Annotated in this window: 17 protein-coding genes and 2 pseudogenes; 12 read left to right on the top strand and 7 right to left on the bottom strand. The window is 72.5% G+C overall.

What is annotated here, in order from left to right:
- The 4 genes and pseudogenes from ACFQ3T_RS22655 to ACFQ3T_RS22640 form a co-directional block, all read left to right on the top strand.
- Positions 1 to 566: pseudogene (locus ACFQ3T_RS22655) on the top strand (hypothetical protein); the annotation flags it as partial.
- 80 nt (positions 567 to 646) lie between these two features.
- Positions 647 to 1,242: pseudogene (locus ACFQ3T_RS22650) on the top strand (response regulator transcription factor).
- A gap of 242 nt (positions 1,243 to 1,484) precedes the next feature.
- Positions 1,485 to 2,057, top strand: a complete 573-nt coding sequence (locus ACFQ3T_RS22645; RefSeq protein ID WP_380725587.1) for a sigma-70 family RNA polymerase sigma factor — start codon at positions 1,485 to 1,487, stop codon at positions 2,055 to 2,057.
- Positions 2,058 to 2,993: an anti-sigma-D factor RsdA gene (locus ACFQ3T_RS22640; protein ID WP_380725585.1), complete on the top strand. Its 936-nt coding sequence runs from the start codon at positions 2,058 to 2,060 to the stop codon at positions 2,991 to 2,993.
- A 71-nt stretch (positions 2,994 to 3,064) separates the two neighbouring features.
- On the opposite strand, the gene ACFQ3T_RS22635 is transcribed toward ACFQ3T_RS22640, so the two are convergent.
- Positions 3,065 to 3,454, bottom strand: a complete 390-nt coding sequence (locus tag ACFQ3T_RS22635; protein WP_380725583.1) for a DUF5319 domain-containing protein — start codon at positions 3,452 to 3,454, stop codon at positions 3,065 to 3,067.
- A 126-nt stretch (positions 3,455 to 3,580) separates the two neighbouring features.
- On the opposite strand from ACFQ3T_RS22635, the gene guaB reads away from it, so the two are divergent.
- From guaB to ACFQ3T_RS22610, 5 genes are all read left to right on the top strand, one after another.
- Entirely contained in the window at positions 3,581 to 5,095 is a 1,515-nt protein-coding gene (guaB, locus tag ACFQ3T_RS22630; protein ID WP_380725581.1) for an IMP dehydrogenase, read from the top strand.
- Between the two features lie 54 nt (positions 5,096 to 5,149).
- Entirely contained in the window at positions 5,150 to 6,283 is a 1,134-nt protein-coding gene (locus ACFQ3T_RS22625) for a GuaB3 family IMP dehydrogenase-related protein (protein ID WP_380725579.1), read from the top strand.
- A gap of 208 nt (positions 6,284 to 6,491) precedes the next feature.
- Positions 6,492 to 8,210: an FAD-dependent oxidoreductase gene (locus tag ACFQ3T_RS22620; protein ID WP_380725577.1), complete on the top strand. Its 1,719-nt coding sequence runs from the start codon at positions 6,492 to 6,494 to the stop codon at positions 8,208 to 8,210.
- A 25-nt stretch (positions 8,211 to 8,235) separates the two neighbouring features.
- Positions 8,236 to 9,195, top strand: coding sequence for an MBL fold metallo-hydrolase (locus ACFQ3T_RS22615; protein WP_380725575.1), 960 nt, complete (start codon positions 8,236 to 8,238; stop codon positions 9,193 to 9,195).
- Positions 9,192 to 10,493, top strand: a complete 1,302-nt coding sequence (locus ACFQ3T_RS22610) for an FAD-dependent monooxygenase (protein ID WP_380725573.1) — start codon at positions 9,192 to 9,194, stop codon at positions 10,491 to 10,493. Before ACFQ3T_RS22615 ends, ACFQ3T_RS22610 begins: the two co-directional genes overlap by 4 nt.
- 262 nt (positions 10,494 to 10,755) lie before the next feature.
- On the opposite strand, the gene ACFQ3T_RS22605 is transcribed toward ACFQ3T_RS22610, so the two are convergent.
- The 3 genes from ACFQ3T_RS22605 to ACFQ3T_RS22595 all read right to left on the bottom strand — a co-directional run bounded on the left by ACFQ3T_RS22605 (position 10,756) and on the right by ACFQ3T_RS22595 (position 14,071).
- Positions 10,756 to 11,580, bottom strand: coding sequence for a GAF domain-containing protein (locus ACFQ3T_RS22605; RefSeq protein WP_380725571.1), 825 nt, complete (start codon positions 11,578 to 11,580; stop codon positions 10,756 to 10,758).
- A gap of 300 nt (positions 11,581 to 11,880) precedes the next feature.
- A complete protein-coding gene (locus ACFQ3T_RS22600; RefSeq protein ID WP_380725569.1) occupies positions 11,881 to 13,326 on the bottom strand; it encodes an aldehyde dehydrogenase family protein in 1,446 nt (481 codons plus the stop codon).
- 34 nt (positions 13,327 to 13,360) lie between these two features.
- Positions 13,361 to 14,071: a phosphotransferase enzyme family protein gene (locus ACFQ3T_RS22595; RefSeq protein ID WP_380725567.1), complete on the bottom strand. Its 711-nt coding sequence runs from the start codon at positions 14,069 to 14,071 to the stop codon at positions 13,361 to 13,363.
- A 51-nt stretch (positions 14,072 to 14,122) separates the two neighbouring features.
- On the opposite strand from ACFQ3T_RS22595, the gene guaA reads away from it, so the two are divergent.
- Positions 14,123 to 15,682 carry a glutamine-hydrolyzing GMP synthase gene (gene guaA / locus ACFQ3T_RS22590; RefSeq protein WP_380725565.1) on the top strand — a complete coding sequence of 520 codons (1,560 nt, stop codon included), beginning with the start codon at positions 14,123 to 14,125 and terminating at the stop codon, positions 15,680 to 15,682.
- A gap of 106 nt (positions 15,683 to 15,788) precedes the next feature.
- Here the strand turns inward: guaA and ACFQ3T_RS22585 are convergent, their stop codons facing one another.
- Positions 15,789 to 15,992 carry a hypothetical protein gene (locus ACFQ3T_RS22585; protein WP_380725563.1) on the bottom strand — a complete coding sequence of 68 codons (204 nt, stop codon included), beginning with the start codon at positions 15,990 to 15,992 and terminating at the stop codon, positions 15,789 to 15,791.
- Positions 15,985 to 17,232 (bottom strand): PspC domain-containing protein, encoded by a 1,248-nt coding sequence (locus ACFQ3T_RS22580; RefSeq protein WP_380725561.1) that lies wholly within the window; start codon positions 17,230 to 17,232, stop codon positions 15,985 to 15,987. Before ACFQ3T_RS22580 ends, ACFQ3T_RS22585 begins: the two co-directional genes overlap by 8 nt.
- A gap of 74 nt (positions 17,233 to 17,306) precedes the next feature.
- Between ACFQ3T_RS22580 and ACFQ3T_RS22575 the strand changes: the two genes are divergently transcribed.
- Both ACFQ3T_RS22575 and ACFQ3T_RS22570 read left to right on the top strand, forming a co-directional pair.
- Positions 17,307 to 18,542, top strand: a complete 1,236-nt coding sequence (locus ACFQ3T_RS22575) for an ATP-binding protein (RefSeq protein ID WP_380725559.1) — start codon at positions 17,307 to 17,309, stop codon at positions 18,540 to 18,542.
- On the top strand, positions 18,539 to 19,189 hold the full coding sequence (locus ACFQ3T_RS22570; protein ID WP_380725558.1) for a response regulator: 651 nt from the start codon (positions 18,539 to 18,541) through the stop codon (positions 19,187 to 19,189). Before ACFQ3T_RS22575 ends, ACFQ3T_RS22570 begins: the two co-directional genes overlap by 4 nt.
- Before the next feature lie 10 nt (positions 19,190 to 19,199).
- On the opposite strand, the gene ACFQ3T_RS22565 is transcribed toward ACFQ3T_RS22570, so the two are convergent.
- Positions 19,200 to 19,633 (bottom strand): hypothetical protein (locus tag ACFQ3T_RS22565; protein ID WP_380725557.1); only part of this gene is annotated, 434 nt, incomplete at its 5' end.

Genomic DNA, 19,633 nt, shown 5'->3' with positions numbered 1-19,633 from the left:
TGCTGGGCCTGGCGGCCGACGCGATCGGCGCGGGCCGGCTGACCGAGGCCCGGCGACTGCACGCGAGGGTGGAGCCACGCGGATGGCGCAGCCGGGTCCGCCACCAGTGGGTGGCCGCCGAGATCGAGTTGGCCGGCGGTCACGCGGAGCGGGCCGTCGGTCCGGCGGAGGTGGCGGCGGCGACCGCGCGCGAGGCCGGCGCGACGCGGCACATCCTCAAGTCCGACCTCGTCCTGGGGACGGCGCTCGTGGTCTGGGGGACACCCGAAAGCGTTGACAGGGGCGTCCGATTGCTGCACTGTGACCTAAATCACACTGACCAGAGAGGGCTTTTCTCGTTGCACTGGCCGACGGGGCTCGTGCTGGCAAACGTCCTGGCAGACCGCAGTATTGCGGACGCGGGAAACGTGAAGGACAGCTTCGAAAACGCTCTGAGCTGCGTGTTGCGCAGAGCGGACCCCCTCGGCCGACGTCTCGCCGTCCAATCCCCGTGGATCCCGAGTCCGCTGCTCCGTTCCGGGGAACCCCCGAACGCAGACCCTGAGACGAACTTCTTGACGGATTAAGCACCGGATCGTGTCAAGGTTCGGCCTCTAGCGTCCGATAGGGGATGTGGAACGTCACTCGGCTGCAGGAAGGAGTCCCCGTGACCACGGTCCTTATTTGCGACGACCGGCGCAGTGTGCGGGAGGGTCTCACCCGCGTGATGTCGGCTGTCCCCGGGGTTAGCCGCATCGACTGCGTAGCGCACGGTGACGAGTTGTTGGCTCGGTTCTCTCGGCAGCCGGTCGACGTCGTACTGGTTGGCACCCAGCGCGCCGTCCCGACCGGGGTCGAAGCGACCCGACGACTCGTCTCGGCCAACCCGCAGGCAAACGTCATCGTCTTCGGCGCGCCGGACGACGCGGGCAGCATCGCCGCGGCGATCGCCGCGGCGCCCGGGGCTACCTCCGCTGGGACGCCTCGCGCCCCGAGCTGGTGGCCGCGCTGGCGCACACCCTCGCGAGCACCAGCGTGCCCGCGCCGCGCCAGCCGTCGGACCCCGGCGTGCAGCTCACCGAGCGCGAGCTGCAGGTGTTGCGCGGGATGAGCCAGGGCAAGAGCAACGGGCAGATCGGGCGCGAGCTCTACCTGTCCGAGGACACGGTGAAGACCCACGCCCGGCGCTTGTTCCGCAAGCTCGGCGTGCGCGACCGGGCGCAGGCCGTCGCGCACGGCTTCCGGCGGGGCCTGGTCTCGTAGGGCCCCGTTAGGCGGGTCACAACGACACTCCTTCCTCCGGTCCGGCCCGGCGACGTGACCACGTCGCCGGGCCGGTCGCGCGCTCACGGCGTGTCGGCAGGTCACCGGGGGTGTCGGCACCCGTGGCTCAACTTCCGGTCGTGGGACCGGTACGGTGAGCATCACCGGTACGGGCGACGTCGATCGTCCCGTGCCGTTCGTTGTCGGTAGGCCTACGCGTAACACCAGGGCTGTTGTCTGCGATGACCAACTTGGGGGACGGACTGGACGCCGAAGTGGGCGCAGCCGTCGATGGCGACCGCCACGCGATCGAGCGGCTCCTGGCATCCATCCGACCCCTCGTGGTGCGGTACTGCCGCGCCCGAGTCGGCAGGCAGGAGAGGTCTTTCGCTTCGGCGGACGACGTGGCCCAGGAGGTGTGTCTCGCGGTGCTGACGGCCCTGCCCAGCTATCGCGACCAGGGTCGGCCGTTCTTGGCGTTCGTCTACGGGATCGCCGCGCACAAGGTGGCCGACGCGCATCGCTCCGCCGCCCGGAACCGGTCCGAACCGGTCCCGGAGGTCCCCGACGCCCCCGAGACGGAGGCCGGCCCGGAACAGCGCGCCATGCAGGGCGAGCTGTCCCAGCGGATGGCCCTGCTCCTGCGCGTCCTCCCCGAGAAGCAGCGGGAGATCCTGCTGCTCCGCGTCGTCGTCGGCCTGTCGGCCGAGGAGACCGCGGACGCGGTCGGCTCCACGCCGGGCGCGGTACGAGTGGCGCAACACCGCGCCCTCGCCCGCCTTCGCAAGACGTTGGCAGCGGAGGAGGTGGTTTGAGTGGCTGACCAGCACGAGAAGGGCAACGGAGAAGTCGTGCGCGGACGTGACGAGAGACCGCCGCATCCAGATGACACCCTGGTCGAGCCGGGGGACGACCTCGCGGGCATCCGAGCGGACGACGAGCTGCTCGACGCCCTCGGCGGGCGTGACGCCGAACCAGCCGACTCGCTCGTCAACGACGAGCTGAACGCCCTGCTGCTCGCGTGGCGGCGTGAGGTCGACCGCCCGCCTGTGGGCGAGCTGGTCGACACCGACACGGCGGTCGCCACGATCGCCGCCGCCCGGCCGCAGCCGCGGAGCAGGCACCGTTTCCTCATCCCCCTGGCGAGCGCCGCCGCCGTCCTGGCGATCGCGTTCACCGGCATGAGCCTGGTCGCGCGCGACGCCGAGCCCGGCGACGCGCTCTGGGGTCTGACCAGGGTCCTCTACTCGGACCACGCGCGGTCGATCGAGGCCGCCGTCGCGGTCCGCACCGATCTCGACACGGCGCGCGCCGCGCTGCGCGACGGCCGGTACAGCGAGGCGCGCGACGCGCTGGCGAAGGCGGAGCAGAGCCTGCCGTCGGTGTCCGCCGACGACGGCAAGGACGACCTGGTCCAGAAGCACGAGTCGCTGATGCAGGAGCTGACCAGCACCACGCCGTCGCCGAGCACGCCGGTCACGTCGGTCCCGCTCACGACGGCGCTGCTGTCGCCCACCACGACCAGCCCCAGCTCGCCGCCGCTGTCGACGACCCAGCCCGCGCCCACGACGACGGTGCCGACGACCACCACCGAACCGACCCCGACCTCGGACGGCACGGTGCCGCCGCCGCCCACGTCGGTCGTGCCGGGAGGCCAGACCAAGGGCGAGACCGTGACCCCCGGCGGGGGCACCACGGACGGGACCCGGAACGACACCCAGGGCAGCACCCAGGGCGGACCCGAGAGCTAGGCCGGAACCGCCCCGGAGCCCCACCTGTGACGAAGCCCGCCCCTCGCGTGGGGGCGGGCTTCGTCACATCGTCAGCGGGCGCTCTCGGTGGCCGTGACGCCGTCGGCGTAACCGCGGCAGTACTCCCAGCTCACGTAGGACGCCGGGTCCGGGTCGTACGCGGGCTCGTGCGGGCGCATCCGGCCGTCGGACAGCAGCTGCTCCAGGCTCGACCGCAGCAGGGCCCAGTCGTGGTAGTGCGGCTCCTCGCACTCGCCGCAGTCCACCACGATCCCCCTGACACCACGGGGTTCCAGCAGCGCCTGGTACACGGCGAGGTCGCTGAGGTCGCCGATCAACTCCGCCCGCTCGGCGTCGTCCATCGGCGGGTGGTCGTGTTCGTGGTCGGGTTCGCCGAGGGCCCGCGCCGGGTCCTCCGGGTCACCCGCGAACGGGTCTGGTGGCAACGCGTCGTGCGGCACGACCCCGCACGGTACCGGGCGGACCCCCGACCACGTCCAGATACCATGGGCTGACCCATCGCCGCCTGCGGGGAACATCGTCCACGGCGGCGGGATCACCGCACGACGGAAGGCAAGCCAGCCGCCATGACCAGCGAGCTCAACGCTGACGGAGTCCCGAGCAAGTTCGCCATGCTGGGACTGACCTTCGACGACGTACTGCTGCTGCCCGCCGAGTCGGAGATCATCCCGAGCGCGGTGGACACGAGCACCAGGCTGTCCCGCAACGTCACCCTGGGCATCCCGCTGGCCTCGGCCGCGATGGACACGGTGACCGAGGCCCGGATGGCCATCGCGATGGCGCGCCACGGTGGCATCGGCGTGCTGCACCGCAACCTGTCCACCGAGGACCAGGCCCGCCAGGTGGAGACCGTCAAGCGGTCCGAGGCGGGCATGGTGACGGACCCGGTGACGTGCACCCCGGACGACACGATCCGCCACGTCGACGAGCTGTGCGCGCGCTACCGCATCTCGGGCGTCCCGGTGACCGACCCGAGCGGCAAGCTCGTCGGCATCATCACCAACCGCGACATGCGCTTCGAGGTCGACCACTCGCGCAAGGTCAGCGAGGTGATGACCAAGGGTCCGCTGGTCACCGCCCAGGTGGGCGTGTCGGCCGAGGCCGCGCTGGGCCTGCTGCGCCGGCACAAGGTGGAGAAGCTGCCGATCGTCGACGGCGAGGGCAAGCTCCGCGGCCTGATCACGGTGAAGGACTTCGTCAAGACCGAGCAGTACCCGAACGCGTCCAAGGACCCGGACGGCCGGCTGCTGTGCGCGGCCGCGATCGGCGTCGGCGAGGACAGCTTCGCCCGCGCGATGGCGCTGGCCGAGGCCGGCGTGGACGTCGTGATGGTGGACACCGCGCACGGCCACCAGCGCAACGTGCTGGAGATGGTCGCGCGGGTGAAGAAGGAGCTGGGCGACTCGGTGGACGTGGTCGGCGGCAACGTCGCCACCCGCGCCGGCGCGCAGGCCCTCGTGGACGCGGGCGCGGACGGCGTGAAGGTCGGCGTCGGCCCCGGCTCGATCTGCACCACCCGCGTGGTCGCGGGCGTCGGCGTGCCGCAGATCAGCGCGATCTACGAGGCGAACCTGGCGTGCGAGCCCGCCGGCGTGCCGGTGATCGGCGACGGCGGCATCCAGTACTCGGGCGACATCGCGAAGGCCATCGCGGCCGGCGCGAGCGTGGTCATGCTCGGCAGCCTCCTGGCGGGCACCGCCGAGGCGCCGGGCGAGGTCATCCTCGTCAACGGCAAGCAGTTCAAGACCTACCGCGGCATGGGGTCGCTGGCGGCGCTGCGGGGCCGCGGCGACAACAGCAAGTCGTTCTCGCGGGACCGCTACTTCCAGGACGACGTGCTGTCCGAGGACAAGCTGGTGCCCGAGGGCATCGAGGGCCGCACGCCGTTCCGCGGCCCGTTGTCGCAGGTCGCGTACCAGCTGGTCGGCGGTCTCCGGATGGCGATGGGCTACACGGGGTCGAAGACGATCGAGCAGCTGCGCGGCAAGCAGCTGGTCCGGATCACGGCGGCGGGGCTCAAGGAGAGCCACCCGCACGACATCACGATGACCGTGGAAGCCCCGAACTACACGACCCGCTGAATCGGTTGGGCTAGGGTTCCCAGGTTCCGCTAGCTCCACGGAAGGACGAACAAGGTGCGCGATCTGGTCGAGATCGGCATGGGCCGGACCGCGAGGCGGGCCTACGAGCTGGACGACCTGGAGATCATCCCGTCCCGGAGGACGAGGTCGTCCAAGGACGTCTCCACGGCGTGGCAGATCGACGCCTACCGGTTCGAGATCCCGCTGATCACCCACCCCACCGACGCGATCGTGTCGCCGGGGACGGCGGTCGCGGTCGGCGAGCTGGGCGGGCTGGGCGTCCTCAACGCGGAGGGCCTGTGGGCCCGGCACGGCGACGTCGAGGAGGCCCTGTTCCGGCTGGTGCAGGCCGTGGAGGACACCGACGACCCGGCCGCGCCGGTGCGGGTGCTCCAGGAGCTGCACTCGGCGCCGGTGCGGATGGACCTGATCGCCGAGGCGATCAAGCAGGTGCGCGAATCGGGCGTGACGGTGGCCGTGCGGGTGAGCCCGCAGCGGGCCGCCGAGCTGACCCCGGACCTGCTCGCGGCGGGCGTCGAGATCCTGGTCGTGCAGGGCACGATCATCTCGGCGGAGCACGTGTCGCGCGACGGCGAGCCGCTGAACCTGAAGTCGTTCATCGCGGACCTCGACATCCCGGTGATCGCGGGCGGGGTCGGCGACTACCGGACCGCGATGCACCTGATGCGCACGGGCGCGGCGGGCGTGATCGTCGGCTACGGCTACACGCCGGGCGTGACCACGACGGACTCCGTGCTCGGCATCGGCGTGCCGATGGCCACGGCCATCGCCGACGCCGCCGCCGCGCGCCGGGACTACCTGGACGAGACCGGTGGCCGGTACGTGCACGTGATCGCCGACGGCGGCGTGCTGACCAGCGGCGACATCGCGAAGTCGATCGCCTGCGGCGCGGACGCCGTGATGCTGGGCGAGCCGCTGGCGGCGGCGTCCGAGGCGCCGGGCCAGGGCTTGTACTGGACCGCCGCGTCGGCGCACCCCTCGGTGCCGCGCAGCCACGTGTCGACGGGCGTCGACCAGGTGGTGGACCTGCGGACGCTGCTGTTCGGGCCGTCCGTCGACCCGCGCGGCGTGACGAACCTGTTCGGCTCCCTCCGCCGCGCGATGGCGAAGACGGGCTACTCGGACCTCAAGGAGTTCCAGAAGGTCGGCCTGACCATCCGCGGCTGAGCCCTCCGGCGAGGTCGCGTCGGTGGTTCGTGGCCGGCCCTCGGGCGATCACGCTCTTCGATCGCCGCAGGACCGGCCACGAACCACCGACCTCCAGGCGGCCTCGCCCGCCGTCTGCGAAGCAGCGGCAATCCAATGCCGGCCATCCAACACCGCAATCCACCACACCACTAGCCTGTTACCCGAAGTTACGCATAATCTGCTGTGCATGGGTGAACTCGCCGGTAACAACACCGACTACGACGTCGTGGTCGTGGGTTCGGGCTTCGGTGGCAGCGTCGCCGCGCTCCGCCTCACGGAGAAGGGCTACCGGGTCGCGGTGGTCGAGGCGGGCCGCAGGTTCGCCGACGACGAGTTCGCCAAGACGTCCTGGGACCTGCGCCGCTACCTGTGGGCGCCCGCGCTGGGCTGCTACGGCATCCAGCGCATCCACGCCCTGCGCAGCGTGATGATCCTGGCCGGGGCCGGAGTCGGCGGCGGGTCGCTGGTGTACGCCAACACCCTGTACCGGCCGCTCAAGCCGTTCTACCAGGACCGCCAGTGGGCCGACATCACCGACTGGGAGGCCGAGCTCGCCCCGTTCTACGACCAGGCGAGCCGGATGCTGGGCGTGGTGGAGAACCCGACCACGACGCCGTCGGACGTGGTGATGCGGAAGGTCGCCGAGGAGATGGGCGTCGCCGACACGTTCCACCCGACGCCGGTCGGCGTGTTCTTCGGCGAGCCGGGCAAGCCCGCCGAGGACCCGTACTTCGGCGGCGCGGGCCCGAGCCGGACCGGGTGCACGGAGTGCGGCGCGTGCATGTCCGGCTGCCGGGTCGGCGCGAAGAACACCCTGGTCAAGAACTACCTCTACCTGGCCGAGCGCAACGGCGCCGAGGTGCTGCCGCTGACCACCGTCACGGACCTGCGCCAGGCGCCGGACGGCACGTGGGCCGTGAGCACCCGGCGGACCGGCGGCAAGCTCCGCAAGGGCCGCCGCACGATCACCGCGGGCCAGGTGGTCCTCGCCGCCGGCACGTGGGGCACCCAGCAACTCCTGCACCGGATGAGGACATCGGGCGCGCTGCCCCGCCTCTCGCCCCGCCTCGGCGAGCTGACCAGGACGAACTCCGAGTCGATCATCGGCGCGGGGCGCTTCACCGTGGACGAGGAGCGCAACTTCAGCCAGGGCGTGGCCATCACGTCGTCCATCCACCCGGACGAGCAGACCCACATCGAGCCGGTCCGCTACGGCAAGGGCAGCAACGTCATGGGGCTGTTGCAGACCCTGGCCACGGACGGCGCGAAGTCGACGCCCCGGCTGCTGCAGTTCCTCGTCCAGGCGGTGCGGCACCCCATCCGGCTGGCGCGGCTGCTGTCGGTGCACCGGTGGAGCGAGCGGACGGTGATCCTGCTGGTGATGCAGAGCCTCGACAACTCGATCACCACGTTCACCAAGAAGGGCCTGTTCGGGCGCAAGCTGACGTCGAAGCAGGGCCACGGGCAGCCGAACCCGACGTTCATCCCGGCCGGGCACCGGGCGAACCTGCTGGCGGCGAAGCACATCGACGGCATCGCGGGCGGCACGTGGGGCGAGCTGTTCAACATCCCGCTCACCGCGCACTTCATCGGCGGCTGCCCGATCGGCGCGGACCCGGACCGCGGCGTGATCGACCCGTACCACCGGGTCTACGGCTACCCCGGCCTGTCCGTGGTGGACGGCGCGGCGATCTCGGCGAACCTCGGCGTGAACCCGTCGCTGACCATCACGGCGCAGGCCGAGCGGGCGTTCTCGCTCTGGCCGAACAAGGGCGAGCCGGACCGCCGACCCGACCAGTCCACCCCGTACCGGCGGTTGGCGCCGGTCGCGCCCCGGAACCCGGCCGTCCCGGCGCACGCTCCCGGGGCGTTGCGGCTGCCGATCGTGGAGGTCGGGCCGTCCTGACGTCGGCGGCCCTATGGTGGGTCGTGTGGCAACGAAGCCGTTCGCGTCCAGCGCCGACCTCGCGCCGAAGGACGAGGAGTTCGTCCAGCTCGCCGAGGGCGTCTACACCCTGACCGCCGAGGGCGACCCCAACGTCGGCGCGATCGAGGGCGAGGACTTCCTCGTCTGCGTCGAAGCCCGCGCCACGCCCAAGGCGGCCCGGCGCTGGCTCGACCGCCTCCGCGAGCACACCGACAAACCCGTCCGGTACCTGGTGCTGAGCCACTACCACGCGGTGCGCACGCTCGGCGCGAGCGCGTTCGACGCCGCCGAGGTCGTGGCCCACGAGAACACCAGGGCGCTGATCGCGGAACGCGGCCGGGCGGACTGGCTCAGCGAGTACGGCCGCATGCCGCGCCTGTTCGAGGAGCCCGAGGGCATCCCCGGCCTCACCTGGCCGACGTTGACGTTCTCCGACCGGCTCACCATCCCGCTCGGCGGCGACCGCGGCGAGGTGGAGCTGCGCTTCTGCGGGCGCGGCCACACGGCGGGCGACGTCGTGGCGTGGCTGCCGCACCAGCGCATCCTGTTCGCCGGCGACCTGGTCGAGTCCCAGGCGGCGCTCTACACGGGCGACGCGTTCCACGACGAGTGGGCCACGTCGACCCTCGACCGCGTCGCCGCGCTGGGCGCGGAGCAGCTCGTCGGTGGCCGCGTCGCGGATCCCCGCGACCGCGCCGAGGTGGCCGCGGCGATCGCCCAGTCCCGGCACTTCCTCGACGAGCTGCGCCGCACGGTCGGCACGGTGCACGTCGGCGGCGGCACGGTGAAGGAGGCGTTCGAGGCCGCCCACGCCGCGCTCGCGCCGCGTTACGGGCGCTGGCCGATCTTCGAGCACTGCCTGCCGTTCGACGTGCAGCGGTACTGGGACGAGTGCGACGGCGTGGACTGGCCCCGCATCTGGACCGCCGAGCGGGACCGCGAGGTGTGGGCGGCGCTCCAGTGAGGCCCGTGCTGGTGGTCGGCGCGGGACCGGTGGGGCTCGCCGCCGCGCTGCTGCTGGCCCGCGCGGGCGTGCCGACGACGGTCCTCGAAGCCGCCGAGCGCCGCGGAGCCGTGGGCAGCCGGTCGATCTGCGTGCACCGGGACGTGCTGAACGTCCTCGAACGCGTCGGCGTCGGCCGGGCCGTGGTGGACGCGGGCGTCACCTGGTACCGCGGCCGGACCTACGTCCGCGACCGCGAGGTGCTCACCGTCGAGCTGCCGCGCGGCGCGGGCTTCCCGCCGTTCGTGAACACCCCGCAGACGACCGTCGAGCGCATCCTGGAGGCGAAGGCCCTGCGCGAGCCGCTGGTCGACCTGCGGTACGGCAGGCGGGTCGTCGGCCTCCGCCAGGGCGGCGGCGACGTCACCGTGTCCACAGTGGACGGTGAGTTCACCGGGACGCACTGCGTGGCCGCGGACGGCGCGCGGTCGACCGTCCGAGCCCTGCTGGACGTCCCGTTCGACGGGCACTCCTTCGACGACCGGTTCGTCATCGCCGACATCCGGGTGGACCTCGGCCACCCCGAGCCGGAGCGCCGCTTCTACTTCGACCCGCCGTGGCACCCCGGCCGCCAGGTCCTGGTGCACCCGCAGCCGGACGGCGTGCACCGCGTCGACTGGCAGGTCCCGGAGGGCTTCGAGCTCACCGACGAGCACGTCCGCGCCATCACCGGCGACCGCCCGCACGAGGTGCTGTGGCAGTCCACGTACCGCTTCCACCAGCGCCGCGCCGCCCGGTTCCGGGTGGGCCGGGTGCTGCTCGCGGGCGACGCGGCGCACGTGATGAGCCCGTTCGGCGCGCGCGGGCTGAACTCCGGCGTCTGCGACGCCGACAACGCGGCGTGGAAGATCGCCCTCGACCGGGCGGGCGAGGCGGGGCCGCGGCTGCTGGAGTCCTACCACGACGAGCGCGCCGCGGCGGCCGACGAGAACCTCCGCGTCACCGGCGAGACCATGCGGTTCCTGGTGCCGCGCACGGACGCCGAGCGCGCCCACCGCCGGCACGTGCTGGAGCACGGCCCCACCGACCGGATCGACTCCGGCCGGCTGTTCGAGCCCTTCCCGTACCGGGACTCGCCGCTGACCACCAACGGCGACGGCGCGCTCCGCCCGGACAGCCACCGCCACGGCCCCGGCTTCACCGTCGAGGACGGCGCGCTGATCCGCCCGGACGGTCACGTCGCCGCCATCCCGCCCGCCGACCTCGACCAGGCCCTCCGCCGGGCCAAGGGCTTCACCGCCGACGCGGGGCGCGCGTGAACCCCTCCGGCTTCAACGTCAGCATCTCCGCAGCCGGTAGTCGGTAGTCGGTAGTCGGTAGTCGGGAGAGCCGACCAGGTCGTGGCGCCGCAGCAGCGTGCCCAGCGCCAACGTCGCCTCGTGCACCGCGAACTGCCGATCAACGGCCTACTGCTGCTGGTGGCCGCACCTCGGAACGTCGACCCCTGAGCGGTCCGGTTGGCCGACCGAGGTTGGGTGACGCGCCACCAGGCACGGGCTGCCGGTGCGACAGGTCAGCGCATCACGGCGTGCGCGCCGTTCCGGCGGTGCGGCGCTTCGCGGATCGCAGGTAGCGCTCCAGTCCGTTGAGCTTCTGGTCGGCGATGAACGTCGACCGCTCGTTGATGATGAGGTCCTCGGCGTGCCGGATGCAGGCCCATGCGGAGTCGCCCCACGGATCGGCGACCTTGACCTCGACGGGGTTGTCGCAGGGGCTCGACAAGCCGAGCTGGCACGTCCGGGGGTGCTCGGCATCGAGGTGGTCGGCCGCGAGGTGGCGCAGCTGGCCCGCCAGCTTCGCCGACGCAGTGGCGTGTGGTCCGGAAGCCTCGTCCAAGCCGCGTTCGGCGCGCACCGCCTGGATGGCGGCCAGGCGCAACTCCAACTGGTCGGCGACGATCCCGGCAAGCGCGGTGAGCGTCGCGATCTGGGCCTCGGTGACCTCGCGGGGTTCGCGGTCGATCACGTTGACCGTGCCCAGCCGGTGCCCGTCGCCGGTGATGATCGGCGCGGCGGCGTAGAAGCGCAGGCCCAGCTCGCCGCGCACCAGCGGGTGGTCCAGGGTGCGGGAGTCGACCGCACCGTCGTTCACCACGTACGCCTCGTCCTGCAACACGGCCGAGGCACACAGGCCGGGCTCGGCGCCGATCTGCGTGACGCCCGACAGACCGTGGCAGGCCGCGAACCACACGCGGTCGACGTCCACGATCGTCACGGTCGCGATCGGTGTGCCGAAGACCTGCGCGGCCACACGGGCGACGTTGTCGAAGCTACCGTCGGCGGGCGCGTCCAAGATGTGGTAGCGATGGACCGCCGACAGACGTTCTGGATCGGTGTGGGAGGGCACGCCGGCAACGGTAACCGAGGATCACCGCAGGTCCGGGCCCCGGAGGCAACCTTGTGACCGTGCCGCGTGCCACGTTTGACCATCGACAGCAGTGGGTAGGAGCGTCGGATCGACGCGTTCGGTCAGCGCTCGACCAGTGAAGCCGGCACCGACCCAGCCGAGGTCGCGTGACGCAGCACCAGCGAGGTCGCGTCGGTAGGTCGAGCGTGGTTTCCGGTGATCACGCTCTTCGATCGCCGGAAACCACCCTCGACGTGCCGACCTCCCGGCGACCGAGCCGCGACGCCGGAGGCGGCGCAATCAGACACTGATTCCGGTCAGCACCATCGTGCGTTCCTCGGTGAAGTCCTCCATCGCCGACCGCACGCCCTCGCGGCCGGTGCCGGAGCCCTTCACCCCGCCGTACGGCATCTGGTCGGCCCGGTACGACGGCACGTCCCCGATGATCACGCCGCCGACCTCCAGCTCGGCCGCCGCCTCGAACGCCACCGTCACGTCCCGCGTGAACACACCGGCCTGCAACCCGTACTCGGTGGCGTTGGCCTGCTCGAACGCCTCGGCCACCGAGTCGACCACGGCGACCGCCAGCACCGGCCCGAACACCTCCTCGCGCCACACCCGGGCCGACGGCGGCACGTCCTGCACCACGGTCGGCTCCACGGACGTCCCCGAACGCCCGCCGCCGACGTGCAGCGTCGCGCCCGCCGCGACGGCCTCGGACACCCACTCCTCGACCCGCTTCGCGTTGTCCTCGTCGATCAGCGGACCGACCTCGACCTCCGGGTCGTGCGGGTCGCCGGTCTTCAGCGCCCGCACGGCGGCCACCAGCTTGGGCACGAACTCGTCGGCGACGTCGCGGTGCACCAGCACCCGCTGCACCGCGATGCACGACTGACCGGCCTGGTAGTTGCCGAACGTGGCGATCCGGGACGCGGCGAGGTCGAGGTCCGGCCAGTCCGGGCACACGATCGCGGCCGAGTTGGAACCCAGCTCCATCAGCACGTGCTTGCGCGGCGCCGCGTCGGCCAGCGACCAGCCGACCGACGTGGAGCCGGTGAACGAGATGATCGGCAACCGCTCGTCCGTCACCAGCGCCTTCATGTCCGCACCGCGCACCGGCAGCACGGAGAACGCGCCTTCCGGCAGGTCGGTCTCGGCCAGCAGCTCGCCGAGCAGCAGCGCCGACAGCGGCGTCGCGGACGCGGGCTTCACGATCACCGGCGCGCCCACCGCCAACGCGGGCGCGACCTTGTGCGCCACCAGGTTCAGCGGGAAGTTGAACGGCGCCACGGCGAGCACCGGCCCGCGCGGCACCCGCCGCACCACGGCCAGCCGGCCCTCGCCGCCCGCGTCGGTGTCGAGCCGTTGCAGGTCGCCGCTGAACCGGCGCGCCTCCTCGGCGGCGAACCGGAACGTGTTCACGGCCCGCTGCACCTCGATGTTCGCCCACTTCAGCGGCTTGCCGTTCTCGGCGGTGATCGTCTCGGCGATCTCCTCGGCCCGGTCGGCCAACGCCCGCGACACGTCGAGCAACGCCTTCGCCCGCACGTGCGCCGGTGTGCGGCGGAACTCCTTGGCGACGGCCGCGGCGGCGGCGACGGCTCGTTCCACCTGCTCCGGACCCGGCACGGCGACCGAGGCGACCTCGGTGCCGTCGAACGGGTGGTGGACGGTGATGGCTTGCACGCCCTGTTCGGCGTGTCCGGCGATCCAGCAGGGCCGTGGCTGGGGCGTGAACGCGTCCATAGCCACACCGTAGGCCCGGCGCGAGTGGTTGGACCTATCGATCTTGGAAGTGGGCGCGGACGTACTCCGCGTGGCCCAGGTAGTGGACGTCGTGGCGCTCTTCCCGCTGCCGCCGGAACTCCGGCCGTTCCCGGATCATCGCGACCATGTCGTCCAGCCGGGCGAGCACGTGCCGTCCCAGCCCTTCGGGTGACATGCCGTAGGCGTCGCAGAACAGCTCGGCCCGCCGCCACTGCTCGTCCGGCGTGCCGAACTCCGGCGAGAACGGCACCAGGCAGTAGGCCGTGTAGGCGACGTCCCACCAGCGCGGGCCGGGCCGCGCGCCGTCGAAGTCGAACACCCCGACCGGCAGCCCGTCGCGGAACACCATGTTGTACGGCGCGAGGTCGTTGTGGCAGATCACCTCGACGGGTGACAGCGCCGGGAACTGCCAGCCGTCCACCACGGCGGCCAGGTCGGCCGACGCGTCGTGCAGCCGCCGCGCCATCCGCGCCACCGCCGTCAACGTCTCGTCCGAGCGCAGCGGGACGGGCAGCGGCGGGTGGCCCACTTCACCCTCCAGGTACGACAGGACTTCGCGACCGCGGTCGTCCACGCCGCGGGGGACGGGCGAGATGCCAAGCGGCGCAAGGTGTTCCAGCAGCCGGTGCACGTTCGGCGTCCACGGCCCGGTGGGCCTGCGCACCGTCGACCCGACCCGCACGACCTCGTTGATGCCGCCTCCGGTGAGCGCTTCCTCCGTCACGCATGACATCCTTCACCTGCGCGGATCCGCCAGACGAGAGGTTTTTCCCCAGTGGCCGAGAGCAGCAACCGCCCTGTGCTGGTAGTCGACTTCGGCGCGCAGTACGCGCAGCTGATCGCCCGGCGAGTCCGGGAGGCGCAGGTCTACTCGGAAGTCGTCCCGCACACCACGCCCGTGGCGGAGCTGCTGCAGCGCGACCCGGCCGCGATCGTCCTGTCCGGCGGCCCCGCCAGCGTGTACGAGCCCGGCGCGCCCCAGGTCGACCCGAAGCTGTTCGAGCTGGACGTCCCGGTGTTCGGCATCTGCTACGGCTTCCAGGCCATGGCGGGCGCCCTGGGCGGCACGGTCGAGCACACCGGCACCCGCGAGTACGGCCGCACCGAGCTGGGCGTGCAGCAGGCCGGCGGTCTCCTGCACGAGGAGCTGCCCGCGAACCACCCGGTGTGGATGAGCCACGGCGACTGCGTCACGAAGGCCCCCGAGGGCTTCACCGTGACCGCGACCAGCGAGGGCGCGCCGGTCGCCGCGTTCGAGGACACCCGGCGCCGGTTCGCGGGCGTGCAGTACCACCCCGAGGTGGGGCACTCGCCGCACGGCCAGGAGGTGCTGCGCCGGTTCCTGCACGAGATCGCGGGCATCCGGCCGCAGTGGACGACGTCGTCCATCGTGGACGAGCAGGTGGCCCGCATCCGCGAGCAGGTCGGCGACGGCAAGGCCATCTGCGGCCTGTCCGGCGGCGTCGACTCGGCGGTCGCCGCTGCCCTCGTCCAGCGCGCCATCGGTGACCGCCTGACCTGCGTTTTCGTCGACCACGGCCTGTTGCGCGCGGGCGAGCGGGCGCAGGTGGAACGCGACTACGTGGCCGCGACGGGCGTGAACCTGGTGACCGTGGACGCCCGCGAGCGGTTCCTGGACGCGCTCGCCGGCGTCACCGACCCGGAGCAGAAGCGCAAGATCATCGGCCGGGAGTTCATCCGGGTCTTCGAGCAGGCCGAGCGCGACCTCAAGGCCGAGGGCGACTACCGGTTCCTGGTGCAGGGCACGCTGTACCCCGACGTGGTCGAGTCGGGCGGCGGCGCGGGCACCGCGAACATCAAGAGCCACCACAACGTCGGCGGCCTGCCGGACGACCTGCAGTTCACGCTGGTCGAGCCGCTGCGGGCGCTGTTCAAGGACGAGGTCCGCCGGGTCGGCACGGAACTGGGCCTGCCGGAGACCATCGTGCAGCGCCAGCCGTTCCCCGGGCCCGGCCTCGGCATCCGGATCATCGGCGAGGTCACCCAGGAGCGCCTGGACATCCTCCGCAAGGCCGACGCCATCGCCCGCGAGGAGCTGACCACCGCCGGTCTCGACCGGTCGATCTGGCAGTGCCCCGTGGTGCTGCTGGCGGACGTGCGCAGCGTCGGCGTGCAGGGCGACGGCCGCACCTACGGCCACCCCGTCGTGCTGCGCCCCGTGTCCAGCGAGGACGCCATGACGGCCGACTGGACCCGCCTGCCGTACGACGTGCTGGAGCGCATCTCGACCCGCATCACCAACGAGGTCAACGAGGTCAACCGGGTGGTCCTCGACGTGACGAGCAAGCCGCCGGGCACCATCGAGTGGGAGTAGTCCCCACGCACGCCGGAAGGGCCCGTCCTCCCCAGGACGGGCCCTTCCGCTTTCCCCCACACCCTTGACGGCACCCCCTGGCCCCGCACCCCGTGACCCCTCCGGCTCAGCGCCTCCGCCGCGCCGACCCCGCCAGCAGCCCGAGGCCGATCACCATGGCCCCGCCCGCCAACGCCCACCGCAGGTCGAGGAAGTCCGGCCACGTCGCGCCGTCGGACAGCATGTAGGCGGCGGCGACGAGCGCCGCGATCCCGAACACCAGCCCCACCACGTCGACGCCACGCTTCTCGATCGAGTCCCGGTCACCCACGGCTCACCACCACCTGTCCGATTTCGCTCCGCACGTCGAGCACGATCTCCAGCCCGCCCGGCCCGTCGGCGCCGTGGTCGGTGACCTCCTCGTGCCGGCTCTCGCCCTCCGACTCCTGGCCGAGGCACTGCACCGCGCCCAGGTCGGTCCGGCAGGTCACCGTCACGTCGGCGTCGGCGGGCACCGTCACCTCGGCGTTGCCCAGCCCGACCTCCACCTCGGTGGTCACCTTGCCCTGGTTCGGCAGCCCGGTCAGGTCGAGCACCACCTCGCCGATGCTCGCCGAGTACCGGTCCTGCACCTGCTCGACCGACGTCGGCTTGGCGTGGCTCGCGCCCACCTGGTCCGAGTCGACGCCTTCGAGGTCGAGCGACGTCATCGCCACCCCGACGAACGACAGCGGCACCACCAGCCAGATCAGCCCGCGCCCACCGCCGCCGCGCAGCGCGCCGAACAGCATCCCGGCGCCGAGCACGGCCACCAGCAGCCCGATGACGTGCGGCGCGGTGAACCAGTCCCAGCGCTCCGCCGACACCAGCGAGCCCGCCAGCACCACGAGCGCCAACCCGAACGCCACCGCGCCGACCCGCGACCTGCGCCGCACCGGGCGCGGCTCCGCGCCCACCGGCTCCGCGGTCGCGCCGGGCTCCGGCAGGTCCCACGCGAACGGCGCCGCGCCCAGCGGGTCCCACGCGGGCGGCGTCACCCGCGCCGTCGCCTGCTCCTCCGTCGACACCTCGTCCCCCATGCCGAAAGCCGGCGTCGTCTCCGGTCGGTTGAGCTGCCCGCGCCCGCGGTGCAGCACGTAGATCGCGCCGATGGACAGCAGCACGCCGCCGACCATCGTGAAGCCGCCGTCGACGAAGAAGCCGGTCGCGGGGATCACCGCGAGCCCCAGCAGCACGGTCAACGCGGTCGGCGTCGAGCTGCGGCCGCGCCCGAGCAACGCCTCGGCGGCCGACACCTCGTCGTCGGACTGCGCCAGCCACAGCCAGCCGAGGAGGTAGACGAGCACCCCGGCGCCGTTGCACAGCGCCATCGCCACGAACGCGACCCGGACGATCACCGGGTCGATCTGGTACCGCCGGGCGATACCGGCGGCGACACCGGCGATCTTGCGACCGTCGTGTGGCCGCCTGGGCCTGCTGGCCCAGAAGTCCTTCAACGTCGCTTCGACGTCGGACGCGCTGATGTTCCCGCTCACGGTGACCAGCTTGCTCAACGCGGGCCGCCCGCACATCGGGGGCGCACCCTGAACCGCGCATCGGGTGGAACCCTGATGACCGCCCCCGACGGGCGTGTGACGATCGTCGGGTGAGTGTGGAGACGAAGGCCGTCGAGCCGGTGCGCCGCAGGCGGACGGGCCGGGTGGTCGCGGGCGTGGCCGGCGGTGTCGCCGACCACCTCGGCATCGAGGTGTTCTGGGTGCGGGCGGCGTTCGCCGCGCTGACCGCGCTCAACGGTGTCGGCGTGATCGCGTACGGCCTGCTGTGGTTGTTCGTGCCGCAACGCGCGGCGGACGAGCCGGAGGAGCCGCCGAACCCGCGGGAGCGGCAGCAGGCGCTCGGCCTGGTCGCGCTGGGCATCGCGGCCGCCGTGCTGGCCGGCCTGTTCTCCGGCCCGGTGAGCGGCTGGATCGCCGGACCGCTCGCGGTGGCGCTGGTCGGCGCGGCCGTGGTGTGGCGCGAGGCGGACGAGGCGCAGCGCCGGAAGTGGCGGGACGGCGCGAAGTCCGGCTTCCTCGGCACGGGCCGCAGCACGATCGTCCGCGTCCTGGCGGGTGTCGCGCTGGTCGCCATCGGCATCGGCGTGCTGCTGGTCAACAGCTACGGCATCGACCAGCTGCGGTTCGCGCTGCTCGCCGTCGTGGCCACGCTCGGCGGGGTGGCGGTGCTCACCGTGCCGCTGTGGATCAAGCTGATCAACGACCTCGGCGAGGAGCGCCGGGTCCGCATCCGCACCGAGGAGCGCGCCGAGATCGCCGCCCACCTGCACGACTCCGTGCTCCAGACGTTGGCGCTGATCCAGAAGCAGGCCGAGCAGCCGCGCGAGGTGAAGCGGCTCGCCCGCGGCCAGGAGCGGCAGCTGCGGGAGTGGCTGTACGGGCGGGTGGTCGAGGAGAACAGCCAGCCGACGACGATGTCCGCGGCCATCGCCAAGGCCGCCGGCGAGGTGGAGGACAGCTTCGCGCTCGCCGTGCAGCAGGTCGTGGTCGGCGACTGCGCGCTGGACCCGAACCTGTACGCGCTGGTGCAGGCGGCGCGCGAGGCGATGGTCAACGCGGCCAAGCACGCGGGCGTCGGCGAGATCAGCGTGTACGGCGAGGTAGAGCCCGAACGGGTCACCGTGTTCGTCCGCGACCGCGGCAAGGGGTTCGACCCGAAGACGGTGTCGGAGGACCGGCATGGCCTCGCCGACTCCATTGGGGGGAGGATGGAGCGGCACGGCGGCGAAGCCCGGATCCGCACCCGGCTGGGTGAGGGCACGGAGGTGCAGCTGATGATGCCGAGGAAGACCGCAGACAAGCGAGAGACGGGGGCCAGGACATGACCGTTCGGGTGTTCCTGGTGGACGACCACGCGTTGTTCCGCGCCGGGGTCCGGGCCGAGCTGGAGTCGATCACCGACGAGGTCGAGGTGGTCGGCGAGGCGGGCTCGGTGGGCGAGGCGGTCGCGGGCATCGGGCACCACCGCCCGGACGTCGTGCTGCTCGACGTGCACATGCCCGACGGCGGCGGCGCGGAGGTGCTGCGGCAGGTCCGCAAGTCGTCGACGGACGTGGTGTTCCTCGCCCTGTCGGTGTCCGACGCGGCCGAGGACGTCATCGCGGTCATCCGCGCGGGCGCCCGCGGGTACGTCACGAAGACCATCTCCAGCCAGGAGCTGGTGCGCGCGGTCGTGCGGGTCTCGGAGGGCGACGCGGTGTTCAGCCCGCGGCTCGCCGGGTTCGTGCTGGACGCGTTCGCCGACCGGCCCGGCGCGGCCCCGATCAGCGACCCGGAGCTGGACCTCCTCACGCCGCGCGAGCGGGACGTGCTGCGGCTGCTGGCGCGCGGCTACGCGTACAAGGAGATCGCGTCGGAGCTGTTCATCTCGGTGAAGACGGTCGAGACGCACGTGTCGAGCGTGCTGCGCAAGACGCAGCTGTCGAACCGGTACGAGCTGTCGCGCTGGGCGTCCGACCGCCGGCTGGTCTGAGGCTCCGGCGTCAGCCGAGTTCCGCGGACCGGACGATGAGCAGCCTGCCCTCGACGGGCTCGACGACCAGTTCGTACCGCCCGGCCGTCTCGACGCCCGCCCGCACGAACGTCACCCGGACGTGGACGACGAACCGGCTGCCGTCCTGCGACGACACCGCGATCCCGTCCGCGCCGACCTGGTCGTACGCGCCCCACGTCCGGGTGTACTGCTCGAACGTGGGCCGGTAGGACAGCGCCAGGTTCTGGTACGCCGTCGCGGGGTCCTCCGGCAGCGCCTCGTAGTGGCGGCGCACCAGCTCCGTCGCATCGCTCGCCGTGGGCCCGGGCGCCGGCGGCGCGGCGGAGGAGTCCCTCTGGGACACGAGGTAGGCGGCGGCCGCGCCGCCCGCGAGCACCAGCGCCAGCGCCGCCGCGACGGCGAGCACCAGCCAACGGCGTCGCG

The sequence above is a fragment of the Saccharothrix hoggarensis genome, assembly GCF_042678885.1.
GTDB classification, from domain to species: domain Bacteria; phylum Actinomycetota; class Actinomycetes; order Mycobacteriales; family Pseudonocardiaceae; genus Actinosynnema; species Actinosynnema hoggarensis.
This window is presented reverse-complemented; position numbering and strand designations above follow the sequence as displayed.

What these genes read in the sequence shown, in the direction of transcription:
- ACFQ3T_RS22645 (WP_380725587.1), top strand. Translation starts at nt 1,485, where the DNA reads ATGACCAACTTGGGGGACGGACTGGACGCCGAAGTGGGCGCAGCCGTC.
- guaB (WP_380725581.1), top strand. Translation starts at nt 3,581, where the DNA reads ATGACCAGCGAGCTCAACGCTGACGGAGTCCCGAGCAAGTTCGCCATG.
- ACFQ3T_RS22620 (WP_380725577.1), top strand. Translation starts at nt 6,492, where the DNA reads ATGGGTGAACTCGCCGGTAACAACACCGACTACGACGTCGTGGTCGTG.
- ACFQ3T_RS22600 (WP_380725569.1), bottom strand. Translation starts at nt 13,326, where the DNA reads ATGGACGCGTTCACGCCCCAGCCACGGCCCTGCTGGATCGCCGGACAC.
- ACFQ3T_RS22580 (WP_380725561.1), bottom strand. Translation starts at nt 17,232, where the DNA reads ATGTGCGGGCGGCCCGCGTTGAGCAAGCTGGTCACCGTGAGCGGGAAC.
- ACFQ3T_RS22570 (WP_380725558.1), top strand. Translation starts at nt 18,539, where the DNA reads ATGACCGTTCGGGTGTTCCTGGTGGACGACCACGCGTTGTTCCGCGCC.